Raw genomic sequence first — 15917 nt, 5'->3', positions numbered from 1 at the left:
TTATTTTAAGTAGTTGTTTGCATTATTGTTTTTTTGCATCATGAAGCCAGGCTCCGGATATCATTATAAAAGACAAACGCCAAAATACCCATCATCAACAGAAAGCCGGTAATTTGCAGCATTTGCAATGTTTCCGGTTTCATGGGCTTGCCCCTTACCCCTTCAATGGCTACGAGCAGCACCTGCCCGCCATCCAAAGCTGGTATCGGCAGGATATTGATAAAGCCAATGCCGATAGAAAGCAGGGCAATCAAGCTCCAAAACCGTTTCCATTCCAGGTGCTCGCCAAACATGGTGGCAATTTTAACCGGCCCGTTAAGCGCTTCCTTCACGTTCACCTCGCCTGACAGCATTTGCCCGAACCCTTTGACGTTATCCGAAATGGAATTTAGGGTACGTGTAGTACCGGTAGCGATGGAAGCGCCTACGCTAACCGGCTGGGGCTGGTAGGCTGGCTTTTTGCTGCGCATACTAAACCCGATGTGACCGTCTTTATCCCGGTGTGCTTTGAGCCGCATGACCTGACCATCATGAATAACCGTGACAAAGAGCTCTCTTGCCTTGTTTTCCTGAAGCTTAATCAGAAATTCTTCATAGGAATGGATAGAATCACCAGTCATTGTGAATATGCCGGTATGCTTGAACTCCTTGGTGCCATACAAATTGAGGTTACTTAAAACAGAATCGGCCTTGTAGTCGGCATTGACCGAAAAGAAATCCGTTATGCCTTCATCGGCAATAGTCTGCATGACCTGTGGCGGGATAGCAATATGCAGGTGAACACGTTCTTTACCTTTTGAGCGAACAACCGACAGTACCGTCTTTCCCCGTATCAGGCGGCTGCTGGTGAGTTCTTCTTCATCCACCAGCGGCTCATCATCAACGGCGACCAGCTGATCGCCTGCCTGAAGGCCAGCAATTTTACCTAGTTTGCCCGGATCAATCCGGTATTCCTGTCCGAGGGATGCCATATAGCCTTTGCCATACCGGAGCGTTAAACCGGAAAAGACGATAACAGCCAGCACCAGGTTCATCAAAATTCCGCTAAGCATCACGATGATCCGCTGCCATACGGGCTTGTTATGATACCTGCGATGCGCAAAAGAACCTTCATTGCTTTCCTCGTCATCGTGGTTACTAAGCATCCCGGCCATTTTCACATAACCACCCAGGGGCAACCAGCCCATCCCATATTCCGTACCTTTATAATGGAACTTAAACAGGCTTAAACCAGGCATCGAAAAACAGGTAAAACTTCCGAACCCGTATACCAAACGCTTTTGCTGCAACGAAGTGGCCGAACTCGTGAACCAGCACGAGCAGTGACATACCGGCCACAAATTGCAATATTATTATCGCTATTTTCATTTTCTTTCCCTGTATCTTTATTCTTCCTCCTCGCCGGTGGCGTTCTCGGAAGAAAGAATGTAAAAAGCACCCTTGGTGACAATCTTGATGTCTGCCGGTAAAGCCTTCACCAATTTGATTTCGGTATACCCCAGGTCGGTTACGCCGGTCACCACCTCCGCTTTTTCAAACACATACGCTTTACCTGATGTGCCTTCTCCGGCTTCTGCTTTATCCGTATCCGCGCCAACTTTCGACAGGTAATAAACGTATTCCTTACCACCTGTTTTGACAACGGCTTCCGATGGTACAGCGGTGGCTAACTGCTGACCGACATCAATCAGGGCGGATACGTACATGCCCTGAATGAGGTTACTTTTAGTGGCCTGTTCAATCACTGCATGAGCAATGATCGCTTTGCTCTCGTTTTCAAAAGACTGGTTGACCCCGTAGATTTTACCGGTAATCTCCCGGTTATTTTGATTAGTTAGGGTAAAATATACCTGCTGGCCTGCTTTAACCTTAAACAGATCCTTTTCATATACCACCAAATCACAATGTACTTTGGAGTTATCTATAATATTCATCAGCGGCCTTGCCGGTTCGGCATAAGAGCCGGTTTGGATCACAATCTTGCCGATGGTACCACTGATAGGCGCGTATACCGGTATTTGGGTTATAAACCTGCCATGCGCCGCACTTTCCGGACTTACCCCAACCTGCCGGAGCTGGCGGCTCAGCGCGGACACCTTGGCCTGTTCGCTTTGCAGCGCGGTTTGCGACTGCTGGTAGATCTTACCGGTTCCGGCATTGGCTTCATTGAGTTCGCGTTGCCGCTCGTATTCTTTCGAGGCATAAGCCAGATTGGAAAGGGCCGACATGTAATCCTGCTGCAACTGAATAAGCTGGTTGTTCTCGATTGTCGCCAGTTTCTGTCCCTTGGAAACATGCTGGCCTTCCAGCACGAATACCTGGTTCACCACACCACCCATCAGCAGGGTAACTTCAGCCTTATTTTGCGGCGGTACTTCGAGCTGGCCGCTGGCTTTGACCACTGACTTCAGGTTTTTCTGTTCAATAGTGCCCAGGCGGATGCCTACCGCATCAAGCTGGCTTTGCGTGAGCGTAACACCTTCAGCTATCGCTTTAGGCTTCTCCGTTTTAGCATCTTCTTTTTCTTCGGCTTTTGGCTGCTGCGAACAGGAAGCCATGAGCACGCCTGCAATCAAAAGCATCAGGCATGATTTAAAAATATATGGTTTTAGAAATGTCATGTTTATTTTCCTCCGGTGGTCAGGTAAGTGAGTTCAATTACGGTTTGGTTATAGTCGCGCAAAGCGGAAAGGTAATTCAGGCGTATCGTCATTGCCTGCGTCATGTTCTGGATAAACTCCACGTAGCCAATCTCGCCCTTGCTGTAGGCAAACTGGGCAATGCGAATTTGCTCGGCTGCCTGCTTTAAGCCTGCTTCGTTATAATAGCGGAGCGCTTCGTCGGACTTCGCTAACTCCTGCAAACCCTGACTGTATTGCTTACGCAATAACAGCTCGGCGTTCTGCTGCTCAGCCTGGGCGATCTGCTGGCCCACCTGCGCGGCTCTAACCTTGTTTTTTTGCGCCCCAAAGAACAAGGGCACGGCAACGCCGACTTCGACGCCGCCTATACGGGTACCCGGATAATAGTTCCGGTTGATGTTGGCCGGATTAAATGCTCCAACCAATAACTGCTGGCGGTAGCCTAACGTCAGGTCAGGCAGATACCTGCTTTTTTCAGCTTTGAGCTGCGCGTCAGCAAGTGTTGTGCGCTGCTGATAATAAACTAATTGTGGGTGCTGATCAGCTGCGGCACTGTCCTTGGGTATAAAAGGTAATTTTTCAAGTGGTGCCACTACGATGACCGGCGGCTCATTCAACCCCAAAAGTTGCTGCAGTTCCTGCCTGGCAATCAGTACATCCGCTTCGGCCTGCTTCTTCGTTACGCAGATTTCCCGGTAAGCATTTACGGCTGATAACTGTTCGAGATATGAGGTCTCTCCGGTTTTATAGCGAAGTGCCGCCCGTTCGGAAAACCGTTTGTACAAACTGTCCTGACTATCGAGTTGCCGGAGCTTATTTTGCGCAAACCGCAATTGATAGTAGGCCAGCGTTACGGAACGTACCAGTTCTCTTTCGGTGATAGTCCTGGCTTTTTCGCTGAGCGATGTTTGTGCTTTCAGCACTTTGCCTTGGGCTTTATAAACGGTAGGGAAAGCAAAGGTCTGGGTAATGCCCAGACTATTGTCAATATTACCGCCCGACGTAGGGTCCTGGGTGAGGGTAATATCGGTTTTGGCCGGGTCAAATGCAGTTCCCTGTAGTACCTTATTCTGGCTGACCTCGAGGGTCGACCTCCTGAGGCCGGGATTATTCGTTAAAGCGGCCTGAACTGCATCTTCCAGCGTCAGCGGTTTAATCTGCTGCGCGCGAACAGGAACGCCTGCGAGTACGCCCCCTGTTAGCAGCACTAAAATAACGATGGTTTTATGAGGCATGGACATACCTGAACCCGCTTTGGGTGGATGATTTCTGGAAAATAAAATATACAATACCGGCAGTACCAGCAAGGTTAATAAGGTAGCTGATATCAACCCGCCGATTACCACGGTGGCCAGCGGCCGTTGTACTTCGGCACCGGCGGTACTGGATATGGCCATCGGCAGAAAGCCCAGCGAGGCGACCGATGCCGTCATGATCACTGGCCTTAGCCTGACATGCGTGCCTTTTTTGACACGTTCTATAATATCGGTGATGCCTTCTGCCTCCAGCTGGTTAAAGTAGCCAATCAGTACAATACCATTGAGTACGGCAACACCGAATAAGGCGATAAAGCCTACGCCTGCACTGATACTGAAAGGCATATCTCTGACGTATAAAGCAGCGACGCCACCTACAGCTGATAGCGGCACCGCAGAGAAAATCAGCAGCGTTTCTCTAATAGAACGGAAGGTAAAGAATAGGAGTACGAGGATTAAAAGCAATGCTACGGGAACGGCCACTGCTAATCGCCCTCTGGCTTCCTGCAGGTTCTGGAACTGACCGCCATAGGTGGTATAATATCCGGCAGGCATTTTCAGCTTTTGACGAAGCATCTGCTGAATTTCTTTGACCGTACTTTCTACGTCCCGGCCTCTGACATTGAAGCCTACATAAATCCTGCGTTTACCATCTTCCCGGCTGATCTGCGGCGGGGCGTCTTCTATTTTAATACTGGCCACCTGACTGAGCGGTACCTTGCTGCCGCTGGGCAGCGGAACGTACAGGTTTTCGATATTGCTGATATCCGCGCGAAGTTCCCGACTGAGGCGAAGTACAATTTCAAAGCGCTTTTCGCCCTCGAATACCACGCCTGCCACACGGCCGGCAAAAGCAGTACTCAGTGCTGTGTTTACGTCTTCGATATTCAGCCCATACTGCGCTATCTTGTGCCGGTCGTAGGTTACGGCCACCTGGGGCAAGCCGCTTACTTTTTCGACGATGGGTTCACTTACGCCCTTGACGCTACTGATTAGCCTCGCTGCTTTGTCTGCCTGCGCAGTAAGCACGTCCAGATCATCTCCGAAAATTTTAATTGCTACGTCTTGCCGAATGCCGGTCATGAGCTCGTTAAAGCGCATTTGCATGGGCTGCGTCACTTCGACATTGATGCCCGGAATGTTCTTAAGCGTCTCTTCAATCTTTTCCATCATTTCCGCGCGGTCACCGGCCGAAGTCCACTCGTCTTTTGGCTTCATGGACAGCATCATATCACCTCGCTCAAAAGGCATCGGGTCGGTGGGTACCTCCGCGCTGCCAATCCGGGTAACGGCCTGTTTGATCTCCGGAAACTTCTGTTTCAGCAACCGCTCGGCCTTGCCGAAGGTTTCCACCACCTGACTGAGCGAAGTACCCTGCATCATCGCAATTTCCACCGTCAGGTCGCCTTCTTCCAAGGTTGGGATAAATTCACCACCCATTTTAGCAAATGCCCAAACCGCCAAAACCAGTAATACAGCCGAAAGAAAAACAGTCAGTTTTTTTGCCTGGAGTACCGTGTTCAAGACTGGGGTGTAGATACGGTGCAGCAGGTCAATAATGCGGTCTGATATATTGCGCTTGTGGTGCGTCTTTTTACTCAGGAACAAGGCGCTTGCCATCGGTACGTAAGTGAGCGACAGAATAAAAGCGCCCAGAATGGCAAAGGCCACTGTTTCGGCCATAGGGCGGAACATCTTGCCTTCGATACCCACCAGCGCAAACAGTGGCAGGTAAACGATCAGGATAATGATTTCCCCAAAGGCAGCACTGTGCCTGATCTGCGAAGCCGCCTCATAAACCTCACCGTCCATTCCCTTTTGATTCAAGGCTTCCCGGTCCTGAAATTTGTTGGTTTCGGTAATCCGGTGAACGATGGCTTCCACGATGATCACGGCACCGTCTACTATCAAACCAAAGTCGATAGCACCCAAACTCATGAGGTTACCCGATACGCCAAACAGGTACATCAGCGTGATCGCAAACAGCATCGCCAGCGGAATAACGGATGCCACCACCAGACCGGCCCGCCAGTTACCCAACAGCAACACCAGCACAAATACCACAATCAAACCGCCTTCAATAAGGTTGCGTTCAACAGTGCCGATGGCTCTGCCGACCAGCTCAGTACGGTCGATAAAGGGTTCGATGACCACACCTTCGGGCAGGGACTGCTGCACCTGCGCCATGCGCTCCTTCACGCGCTTAATGACCTCGTTAAAGTTTTCACCTTTAAGCATCAGGGCAACACCAGCAACCACTTCACCCTGCCCGTTACGGGTGACGGCTCCATAGCGGTTAGCACTGCCAAACTGCACCTTGGCTATATCGCCAATCACGACTGGTGCATCTTCGCGGTTTTTCACCACGATATGTTCAATATCGTCCAGGGTTTTTACCTGTCCCAGTCCACGAATGAAGTAAGCGTTGCTGCGCTGTTCGATGTAAGAGCCACCGGTATTTTGATTATTTTTTTCCAGCGCGGTGTAGATATCGCTGATGGTAATGTTCAGGCTGTTCAGCCTTTCGTTATCAATGGCAATTTCGTACTGCTTCACATAACCGCCCCAGCCGCTGATCTCAGCAATACCTGGTGTACCAGCCAGTTGCCGACGCACAATCCAGTCCTGCATCGTACGCAAATCGGTTGCCGAGTATTTGTTTTCATAGCCTGGCTTGGTATGGATCACATACTGGTAGATTTCGCCCAAGCCTGTGGTGATGGGTGCTAACGTAGGTTCGCCGGTGTCTTTGGGGATTTGCCCTTCGGCTTCTTTCAGTCCTTCGCTGATCTGCTGGCGTGCCCAGTAGATATCTGCATTGTCTTCAAAGACAACGGTGACCACCGAAAGACCGGACCGGGATATGGAACGTTTTTCAATTACTTTCGGCACGTTGGCGATGGCCAGCTCGATAGGTGCGGTGATATACTGCTCCACTTCCTGAGCACCCAATGTGGTTGCCTGAGTAATAATCTGCACCTGGTTATTGGTAATATCGGGCTGCGCGTCAATGGGCAGGCGCGTCAGCGAATAAATGCCGCCTGCCACGAGTAACAGGATGAATGCACCCACAACCAGCTTATTGCTGATCGAGAATGCAATGGTTTTATCAAACATGAAGTTCTCGGATTAATACGTAACATTTCCTTCAGGGGCGAACAGCACAAGCTGAACTCCCGGACATGGAATCAATAAGAATAAAGTTTGCGTATTAAGCGAGCCGGGGCGGTTGCCAGATCGAAATGCTCTGTTCTCTGATAGCCGGAACGGGTGCTTCGGCATAAATCTTGGAAACAGGTTGAACAAATACCGTAATGAAGTTTAGCTGCGGCGTCAGTGTCCTGACCGTTGAGCAGCAGGCACAGGTGCAAAACGGTGGGCAGGTTTCCTGACCAGCCTTTTCGTCCGCGGTGTGACTTTTCTGAATGGAAGTGTAAGCCCTACCTGCAGCTGCAAAATCATCCCTGTCCCGGCATGGCATCACGGCCAGGATGATCATGTATAAGCTGAAAAGGAGTGCGAAATACTTCATTCCGTAGCAAAAGTATCATTAAAACGGATTACTGCAAGGAATAGTATTATAAATGACAAGAGGTCTGCAGCGATTGCAAGAGGCTGAAAGTACAAGTTCATCTGAATTATTTATATAAGCATATTCGTAAACAGCACTCCCGAACCCGACTTCCATCTATTTTTTTTAACAATTGCCAAAGAAACTTTGAGATCGAGATTGCGTCGCAAATGTCTTTTTAATATTCTTTGAAATCATGCATTTGCAAGTGTAAACGTGCTGACCACAGAAGCACTAGCTTTAATTAAATTAACAAAATTAGCGTTATGATCTGCATGTCGTTTACAATGTTTCACAATCAATATACAATAAGTCTACCTTTTAATATTCTCGCATCCAATGTGGTCAGTTTTTTGAAGAACCATTGTCGGGGTATTGCTGAACCATTACAATTTTCTGTAGTGTTTTTCAATTTCAGTGCCGATCAAGTTGACCACTAATTGGTCCAAATCCCCTTCTATAAGGCTCCAGGAATTATCGCCATTGTTAATGATAGAGATTTGCTGTCCGTTTCTAAAAAACGAAAAAGTTTCATCAGTATGTTTAATTAAAATTTCTTCAGTATTAGAATGATCGTCAAAACTAACATTGATCTTGAAGCTTCCATGAGTATCCATAATAAACCTTTGCTTTATGTTCTTACTTTTAATAATCCTGCATTTACAGCTACAACAACCGTGCTAACGGTCATTAATACTGCCCCGGCTGCCGGATTCAACAAGATGCCGTAATTATACAGTACACCTGCTGCAAGGGGGAGCGTAACCACGTTATAGCCTGTTGCCCAGGCAAGATTCTGAATCATTTTGCGATAGGTAGCTTTACCAAACAGGATTAAACTAACGATATCTTTAGGATTGCTGTTAACCAGGACTATTCCGGCAGTTTCGGCCGCAATATCGCTGCCTGATCCTACTGCAATGCCGATATCCGCTTGAGCCAAAGCGGGTGCATCATTGACACCATCACCGGTCATAGCGACAAACTCGCCATTTTGCTGCAGCTCCTTGACCTTTTCCAGCTTCTCGTGCGGTAACACCTCGGCAAAAAATCCATCCATCTTTAACTGCGTACTTACACTTTCGGCCACCTGCTTATTATCCCCGGTCAGTAAGATTGACTTAATACTATTTTCGTGTAATGTGGATATGGCGTTCGCTGATTCGGGTCTGATCGCATCGGCGAGGGCAACAAAGCCAGCCAACCGGTTATTGAGCAATACAAAAACAATGGTTTCATTACCGGCTACTTCAAAATTTTCGGGTTGTTGCAAATCATTTTCTTTAAGATAGCCTAGACTAACCACCTTAACGTTCTTTTGTTCCACAATAGCCTCTACACCTTTACCGGTAATTGCTTTAAAATTTTCTGCAACTGGCAATGTCAACTTTCTTTTCTTTACTTCGCTAAGAATACCGGTTGCAATGGGGTGTTCTGAATTAGATTCTAAAGCTCCGGCCAGGCGGATCAGTTCATCTTCATCCGAGACACCTTCACCAATAGTTATTAACCGTGATACTTCAAACTTTCCTTTAGTCAGGGTTCCTGTCTTATCGAAAACAACAGCGGTAATCTTCCGCGAGTTTTCAAAAGCAGTCCTGTTTTTGATCAAAAGCCCGTGCTTGGCAGATAAAGAAGTTGATTTGGCGACCACCAGCGGAACCGCAAGACCAAGGGCGTGAGGACAGCAGATAACAATAACAGTTACCATTCTTTCCATTGCAAAAGCAAGGTCCCGGCCCAAGCTTATCCACACCACAAAGGTTGTAATACCCGCAAAAAGGGCAATTATCGTTAACCAACATGCAGCCAGATCAGCTAACAATTGTGTGTTTGATTTTGCATTCTGCGCATTTTGAACTAAATCAACCACTTGAAAAAGATAGGAATTCTTTCCGCTGTGCGTTACGCGGACTTTCAGTGAGCCGTTTCCATTCACGGAACCGGCAATCACTTTTTCTCCCTTGATTTTTTGAACGGGGGTAGACTCTCCCGTCAGCATCGACTCGTTCAAGTAGCTGTCACCATCTTCAACGAGTCCATCCGCCGCTATCTTTTCACCAGGCTTCACAAGTATGAGGTCATTTTCTTTCAGGGTGTCCGTTTTCACATCTTCTGTCGAATCACCCTTAAGCAGGTGTGCCGTTGAAGGCATCAATTGAACCAGCAACTCCAGCTCCCGCGAGGCTCCGGCAACGGACTTCATTTCAATCCAATGCCCCAGCAGCATGATCAGGATGAGCGTATCCAATTCCCAAAAGAAGTCCATGCCTTTTAATCCAAAAACAGTTGCCGTACTATAACCATAGGCGACGGTAATAGCAAAACCGATCAGGGTCATCATACCCGGGTTTTTGGACTTCATCTCGGAAAGCCAGCCCGTTAGAAACGGCCAGCCCCCATAAAGAAACACCACTGTTGACAGTGCAAAAAGGACATACTGGCTCCCTGGAAAGTTAATTTGCAAGTGCAGCCATTGTTGTATCATCCGGGATAAAATCAAAACGGGCACCGTTATTACCAATACTACATAAAAACGCTTTCGGAAATCAGCGATCATCCCTTCATGATTATGGCCGCTATGACCCATGTGCTGATGATCTATACCACCATGCAGACTGCGTTCATTCGCTTCCATATGATTCATGTGCTCATGCCCTTTCATTTCCGGCATTTCGTGCCGATGATGCTGATGTTCCATAGTTGTCGGTTTTACCTGTTAGATATTTTTGTTCATTACAGACGTTGTTTAATAGGTCAGTGTTAAACCCGCCCCTAGTCCCATATCACTGTCGTAATGGCTGGACACGGAAAAATTCTTATTCACAATATACCTAAGCCCTATACTATATTCTTTATCTGTATTTCCCACGATAGAGAACCTTAAACGGCTTGTCAGAGCAATGTCGTCACGGCCTAGCTGAAATCTTAATTTGCCATTACCGTCTATACGGGCATCAGCCACAAATAGCATGGGCAACGTGTAGGCCAGACCAGCGACAACCGTATGACGATTATTTTTATTACTGATCTGCCCGAATAGGTTTTTCTCCTGCTCGTCCGTCTTTTTATAATGGTAATCGAACCCAGCGTAGGCATAGAGCCATTGCATACGGCCAAAGTAACGTCCGAACATCGTTTCACTTTCGTAGCCTTTTGTATCGTTTATTCCGAGGTGCCACATGGTAGAAAACTTCCAGCGGGTATTAGCTAACACAGCGTTGCCATCACTGCCGTTAGTTTCCAGTCCTAATTTTGCGGACGCATAAAACTTGCGGTCGTCAGCAGCTACCTTTTTGAACCCTGCAACTGGGTCGGGTACCTCGGGGTTGGCCGGAGAATTCTCGTAGCTGAATATGCGTCCCATACCGCTCATCATGTGGTAAAGAATATGGCAGTGAAAGAACCAGTCCCCGCTTTCCGTTGCGCGAAACTCGATGGTATCCCGCTCCATCGGCATAATGTCCAAGGTATTTTTCAAAGGCGAGTATTCACCCTGTCCGTTTAGCACACGAAAAAAGTGTCCGTGCAGGTGCATGGGGTGGCGCATCATGGTGTTATTGTAGAGAATGATGCGAACGTTCTCGCCCTGTTTGATCAATATTTTGTCTGTTTCCGAGACTGTTTTATTGTTGATCGACCAGACATAGCGATTCATGTTTCCCGTTAGTTCGAAATTGAGGACCTTGGTTGGACCAGTGGGCAGGGTTGTCGGGTGAATAGCTTTCAGCATACCGTAATTAAGAGTAACAGGAGATTCACCTTCTGAGAGCTCCTGGTACATCACGGTATTCATATCCATGACCTGGTTAGTCATTACCATGCCCTTCATCTCTTTCATATTTCCCTGCATGTCCATCATGTCATTCATCATTTTCATGCCGTCGAAATAGGTTAGTTTTGGTAGTTTCTTTGCCGGATGTTTTTGGCCGTCGCCTAACCAAAGTGAAGTGTATTTCGTCCGATCTTCCGGGGTGGCCAGGAATTCATAGCTACCATCGGCAGGAATAGTCACCACCACATCATATGTTTCCGCCACACCAACTATCATACGGTCTACATCCACCGGCTGCACATCCTCCCCGTCATTAGCTACAACTTTCAGCTTACCGCCTGCCCAGCCCAGCCAGAAATAAGTGGACGAACTGCCATTGATTACCCTCAGCCTTACCTGATCGCCCGCCTTGAATTGAGGTGCTGCATTTTCTGGTTTACCATTGCTGAAGAAGCGGTCGTAATAAACATCGCTCACATCCATGGCCGTCATCCTTTTCCATTCGTTGGTCAGCTTTGTTTTCAAATGGCCGGTTTGAATGGCCTGCAAGTAATTCTGGGTACTGCCTTTTCTGATTGCGTACCAATCAGATGCATTGTGCAACCGGCGCTGCACCTGCTCAGGATTCTCATTGGTCCAGTCACTCAGCACCAACGTATATTCCTTCATAGGAGAAGGCTGGCGCTCATGAATGATAAAAGCACCATATAACCCGCTTTGCTCCTGGGTCATGGTATGGGAATGATACCAGTAGGTGCCATGCTGCACCAGAGGAAACTTGAATAAATGGGTTTGTCCCGCTTCTATGGGGGACGTGGTTAAGTAGGAAACTCCATCGTAACGGTTAGGCAGAATTAACCCGTGCCAGTGAATGGATGTTTCCATCATCATTTCATTGTGGACATATATTTCAGCAGTATCACCCTCGGTAAAATTTAGTGTTGGCGCAGGAATACTGCCGTTAATAGCCATCCCAGTTGTTTTCTTACCGGTATAATTTACAGTGGTATCATTAATGTACAGATGATAAATCTCCCGATTCCCAACCTTAGTATAAAGCGGAAGATGTTTGCTCTTGTTGGTAGCGCCCATAGTCATCATAGGGTGCTGGGCAATGGCTACTTTAAAAAGCAGAAAAGGAACAATAAATAAAATTAACTTCTTCATCCTACAGTGATAGGCCGAAGCTAGCGCTCCGGCCCATATATTTATTTCGCTGCTGGTAAAGTTTCTTTTACCTCGCCACAGGTTAACATTTGATTTCCGTAATAAGGATTTTTAATAGCTGCTGATTCGCTCAACCAATAAGATTTTTTCATTGGGCAGTAATCACGATAGATCGGCGAGGAATTAAACTTACCTGCTTTTACCAGTGCATACAGGTTTTGCGACAGGTTTGCAAAATGTTCCCGCTGATGAGCGATATCATTGCTTTCCCCTATATGACGGGCATCAAACAATAATTTATCTTTTTGCTCCTCAGTCAATTGATCAGCCGGAACCGCGTTTACTGCGGTTTGGAATTCTTTGGCCTTGGCGTTGGTAGTGGCGGCGTTACTGGTGATAAGCGCATTCTTCACCCCGTAATAGGCAGAAAGAATAGCATCCTTTGAAGGGGCAGTTTGTGCTTTAACTTGAGAGAATGATAATAGCGCAATTACGGCGCATACGAGAATTTGAATCTTTTTCATGATTTTAAATAGTTATAAGTAATTATGAGTTCTGTCTAAGCAGAGAACTATAGAGTAAAGAAGTTGCGTATTAAGGGGAAACCAAAAGGTTACCACATTCTTCAGAGCTGAAGAAATCAGAGTAAGATCAGATACGGAAAATGCAATTACGCAGGAATACAGCCACACCCAGGCTCAAAGGAGGTGCCTGGCTTACTGGATATTGAACCATTAGTGGCACAAAAGGGGATGAAACTACGCCGAAAAACGGAACAGATGGAAGGATGACCGCACTTGTTCCTAAGGAAAGCTGGCTATGGGAGATTGAACTGCTTTTCTCAGATTTTAGCTGCTGATGCTTATCGGTGCAGCATTTTTTAGTAAGCTTAGCCTGACGCTCCATTCCGCAGGTGCGGCATTTCTTACTATCACCGTGCCATAGCGTAACCTTGATCAGTCTGCCCATGCAGTACTGATAATGCAATGTAGCACCGGAAGAAACTCCCAGGTACAACACGGCTAAAAAGGTTATGAGCAGCTTTTTAATCACAGTACAAATGTTATAAATATAACGGAGAGCAGCTTATATAATTTTCGCTTCTTTTTATATTTTACCGTTTTTTAGTTACTTCTATATCTCAGTTCGCCTGAAAATTGAAGTGATAACAACATTCCTTTTTAGATGCTGATGTACACATAGCTGGAAAGCTTCTTACGGACGGAAAATCAAGATGCTATACAGTTCTTAAAAAAATTTGCCCAGTATAGTCTAGACCACCTCACGAGCTATCTTCTTCATAATTGAATGGTCATCGCCAAATTTGCACAAAGCGTCACAATGCTGCCGTAGCTCAGAGAAGCAAATATATTTCATTTGGACATTAGCCCTTTTAATCGAGGGACGAGAAAGCTGCATGACCACATCTTTCTCCCGATTATCCGGAACAACCAGATAAAAAACTTCTTCCGAATTCGCCACACTAAAACTCAGATCCGATAGCCGCAGAATGCCGGAATAAATACTAGTGCTCTTTTCCACTTCAAAAGCTGCTATGACTTTTGATGTGCCTTTTTCGAACCAAAGCACGTCAATCAATTTAATGGTATTTAGCACTTCCTTATCCAGCTTAAGGTTTGGGAACTCTTGTAATGAAATAAAGGAGAACTTATGGCCGTTCCATGATTTTGAGCGGTCATTAGAAGCAGCAATCACATCGTAGCCCAGTGCCTGCCCGATCTTCAGGAGATGATATTGCATCTCATTATGCAAATGCTCATCTTCGGTTTCTTTGCTTTTTTCTTTATGGCGCTTCTCGATCAGTTTCTCGAGCCGGTTTCGTTCTATCTCAGATAAATATTCATCCTTGCCCAACAGGAGCTTTTGCATGCCAATTTCAAACAGCAAGCCTGCAAATGCACCTGTATCCAAAGAAAGCTCATTGCAATGTTTACGGTTCATATCCATAATTACCTCTCTGATTTTGAGGTATTCGCTCCAGCTGCCCAGCTTTTTTTTGTCTTTGAAAAGGTAGTTAAATCCGTTTATGATCGCTGTATTAAAAGGAGGAATCAAGGTGGGATGCAAAAAGTAAAGGATGCTGGCCATGGCTGGGCCGAGGCCTTTGATTTTCAACGAGTCCAAGTGCATGATCTCGCGAATCAATTGCTCTTCATTTTTTGCATTCAGACAGTTTTCTAAAAATTGACCAAATGCGACCTTATTATCCTGATTCTCGTAAATATCAGGGATGCGTAATTTTGGTTTCCAGTAAAAAGGATGAGATGCGCCTTCAAACACCTGCTTTTGCTCAGTAATGCACGTTAACACGAATTCAAGTGAAGTGCCTTTAAAGTCATTGGCGAACTTTTTATTTTTAATGTCCTCAATAACCTGTTGGACCCCACGCCTTATAGAACGAAAAGCTTTCAGCCGTTCCTCATTATTGATAAACCAGGTATTGTAAACCGATTCTTTATCGTTCTTATACTGATGAATAATAGATAGTAAATGCTCGCTCATACTTTAATTAGTAAGCTAAAATACGGGAATTATACCTATTATACAGACTAATCTGAGCGGATTTCACAAGGAAACAGGTAAGCTTTTGGCCTACCTGTTGTTCTGCAAACTGTCGATCATAGCCTTCATCTCGGCTATTTCTTTTTTCTGCGTTTTGATAATACCATCTGCCAGCTTTCTTACACGTGCATCTTTAATATGCGCATTTTCACTCGTCATAATGGCGATGGAGTGATGTGGTATCATTCCTTTCATGTATTGCACATCACCAATGCCCACCTGCTTATGAACGCCAAAAAAGGCCAGCACAAATACTACGATGCTTGAAGTAATGATGACTGCGTTCTTTCTTTTATTCGGATACATCATTGACATCATCGCCACCATCAATATAGCCATAGCACAAATCATCAATATGGTCATATAAAATCGGGTCATGTTAATATATACATGATCAGCCTCGTCCACGTTGAGAAACATAATGGCATACATCAGCAAGAAAGAAATGACGAGCATAATGCCAAACTTTTTATAATTTGAATTCTCCATGATTTTTAGATTCAAGATTTATTTAAAGCAGCTATAAGAACTAATTTGGCCCTATAGCTACTGCTTTATTATTCTAAACTGCTGTTGCCATTTGCTCACAAGCTTCAGCGCATTTTCGGCAAGCTTCAGCACAGGCTTGACAGTGTTCCATGTCATGCTTGGCGCATTCATCAGCACAAGCTTTGCATACGTCAGCACAAATACGGCAGAGATGAGTGCTATACCCGCTGCCCAATGTCATGACTTCTGCAGCCGCACGACAAATAGCGGCACATTCTAAATCGAGCTGAATACACAGAGTCATCATTTTAACATCTTCTTCCTGAAGACAGGATGTAGCACAGTGATTACAGCCTGCTGCACATGCTATGCAGGCATCGATGCATGTTTGAAATTGTTGATGTGACATAACCGATATATTATAGTTAGATATC

The 15917-nt window shown here is 46.2% G+C and carries 13 protein-coding genes; all 13 read right to left on the bottom strand.

Annotated elements, in window-relative coordinates; genetic code table 11:
• Positions 1-38: 38 nt before the first annotated feature.
• The 13 genes from rseP to GPM24_RS22420 all read right to left on the bottom strand — a co-directional run bounded on the left by rseP (position 39) and on the right by GPM24_RS22420 (position 15892).
• Complete coding sequence (gene rseP, locus GPM24_RS12045; protein ID WP_158826997.1) at positions 39-1238, bottom strand: RIP metalloprotease RseP; 1200 nt, start codon at positions 1236-1238, stop codon at positions 39-41.
• On the bottom strand, positions 1216-1368 hold the full coding sequence (locus GPM24_RS22295) for a site-2 protease family protein (RefSeq protein WP_158826996.1): 153 nt from the start codon (positions 1366-1368) through the stop codon (positions 1216-1218). The genes rseP and GPM24_RS22295 overlap by 23 nt, the downstream gene beginning before the upstream one ends.
• A gap of 17 nt (positions 1369-1385) precedes the next feature.
• Positions 1386-2621 (bottom strand): efflux RND transporter periplasmic adaptor subunit, encoded by a 1236-nt coding sequence (locus GPM24_RS12035; RefSeq protein ID WP_158826995.1) that lies wholly within the window; start codon positions 2619-2621, stop codon positions 1386-1388.
• 2 nt (positions 2622-2623) lie between these two features.
• Positions 2624-7015 carry a CusA/CzcA family heavy metal efflux RND transporter gene (locus GPM24_RS12030; protein WP_158826994.1) on the bottom strand — a complete coding sequence of 1464 codons (4392 nt, stop codon included), beginning with the start codon at positions 7013-7015 and terminating at the stop codon, positions 2624-2626.
• A 94-nt stretch (positions 7016-7109) separates the two neighbouring features.
• On the bottom strand, positions 7110-7430 hold the full coding sequence (locus GPM24_RS12025) for a DUF6660 family protein (protein WP_369409684.1): 321 nt from the start codon (positions 7428-7430) through the stop codon (positions 7110-7112).
• A gap of 425 nt (positions 7431-7855) precedes the next feature.
• Positions 7856-8086 (bottom strand): hypothetical protein, encoded by a 231-nt coding sequence (locus GPM24_RS12020; protein ID WP_158826992.1) that lies wholly within the window; start codon positions 8084-8086, stop codon positions 7856-7858.
• 14 nt (positions 8087-8100) lie between these two features.
• Positions 8101-10170: a copper-translocating P-type ATPase gene (locus tag GPM24_RS12015; RefSeq protein ID WP_158826991.1), complete on the bottom strand. Its 2070-nt coding sequence runs from the start codon at positions 10168-10170 to the stop codon at positions 8101-8103.
• Positions 10171-10218: 48 nt separating this feature from the next.
• Positions 10219-12411: a multicopper oxidase domain-containing protein gene (locus tag GPM24_RS12010; RefSeq protein ID WP_199269731.1), complete on the bottom strand. Its 2193-nt coding sequence runs from the start codon at positions 12409-12411 to the stop codon at positions 10219-10221.
• A 41-nt stretch (positions 12412-12452) separates the two neighbouring features.
• Positions 12453-12935 (bottom strand): DUF3347 domain-containing protein, encoded by a 483-nt coding sequence (locus tag GPM24_RS12005; protein WP_158826990.1) that lies wholly within the window; start codon positions 12933-12935, stop codon positions 12453-12455.
• 127 nt (positions 12936-13062) lie between these two features.
• Complete coding sequence (locus GPM24_RS12000; RefSeq protein ID WP_439650776.1) at positions 13063-13464, bottom strand: HYC_CC_PP family protein; 402 nt, start codon at positions 13462-13464, stop codon at positions 13063-13065.
• A gap of 219 nt (positions 13465-13683) precedes the next feature.
• Positions 13684-14934 (bottom strand): type II restriction enzyme NmeDI-related protein, encoded by a 1251-nt coding sequence (locus GPM24_RS11995; protein ID WP_158826988.1) that lies wholly within the window; start codon positions 14932-14934, stop codon positions 13684-13686.
• A gap of 90 nt (positions 14935-15024) precedes the next feature.
• A complete protein-coding gene (locus GPM24_RS11990; protein WP_158826987.1) occupies positions 15025-15483 on the bottom strand; it encodes a DUF305 domain-containing protein in 459 nt (152 codons plus the stop codon).
• Positions 15484-15556: 73 nt separating this feature from the next.
• The gene (locus GPM24_RS22420) at positions 15557-15892 is read right to left on the bottom strand and encodes a four-helix bundle copper-binding protein (protein ID WP_158826986.1); all 336 of its coding nucleotides are present in this window, start codon (positions 15890-15892) and stop codon (positions 15557-15559) included.
• Positions 15893-15917 lie beyond the last annotated feature (25 nt).

The organism is Mucilaginibacter lacusdianchii (assembly GCF_009770985.1).
Lineage (GTDB): Bacteria > Bacteroidota > Bacteroidia > Sphingobacteriales > Sphingobacteriaceae > Mucilaginibacter > Mucilaginibacter lacusdianchii.
This window is presented reverse-complemented; position numbering and strand designations above follow the sequence as displayed.

Bases quoted from the DNA above. Each gene is read 5' to 3' on its own strand.
- rseP (WP_158826997.1), bottom strand. From the start codon at position 1,238: ATGCCTGGTTTAAGCCTGTTTAAGTTCCATTATAAAGGTACGGAATAT.
- GPM24_RS22295 (WP_158826996.1), bottom strand. From the start codon at position 1,368: ATGAAAATAGCGATAATAATATTGCAATTTGTGGCCGGTATGTCACTG.
- GPM24_RS12035 (WP_158826995.1), bottom strand. From the start codon at position 2,621: ATGACATTTCTAAAACCATATATTTTTAAATCATGCCTGATGCTTTTG.
- GPM24_RS12030 (WP_158826994.1), bottom strand. From the start codon at position 7,015: ATGTTTGATAAAACCATTGCATTCTCGATCAGCAATAAGCTGGTTGTG.
- GPM24_RS12025 (WP_369409684.1), bottom strand. From the start codon at position 7,430: ATGAAGTATTTCGCACTCCTTTTCAGCTTATACATGATCATCCTGGCC.
- GPM24_RS12020 (WP_158826992.1), bottom strand. From the start codon at position 8,086: ATGGATACTCATGGAAGCTTCAAGATCAATGTTAGTTTTGACGATCAT.
- GPM24_RS12015 (WP_158826991.1), bottom strand. From the start codon at position 10,170: ATGGAACATCAGCATCATCGGCACGAAATGCCGGAAATGAAAGGGCAT.
- GPM24_RS12010 (WP_199269731.1), bottom strand. From the start codon at position 12,411: ATGAAGAAGTTAATTTTATTTATTGTTCCTTTTCTGCTTTTTAAAGTA.
- GPM24_RS12005 (WP_158826990.1), bottom strand. From the start codon at position 12,935: ATGAAAAAGATTCAAATTCTCGTATGCGCCGTAATTGCGCTATTATCA.
- GPM24_RS11995 (WP_158826988.1), bottom strand. From the start codon at position 14,934: ATGAGCGAGCATTTACTATCTATTATTCATCAGTATAAGAACGATAAA.
- GPM24_RS11990 (WP_158826987.1), bottom strand. From the start codon at position 15,483: ATGGAGAATTCAAATTATAAAAAGTTTGGCATTATGCTCGTCATTTCT.
- GPM24_RS22420 (WP_158826986.1), bottom strand. From the start codon at position 15,892: ATGTCACATCAACAATTTCAAACATGCATCGATGCCTGCATAGCATGT.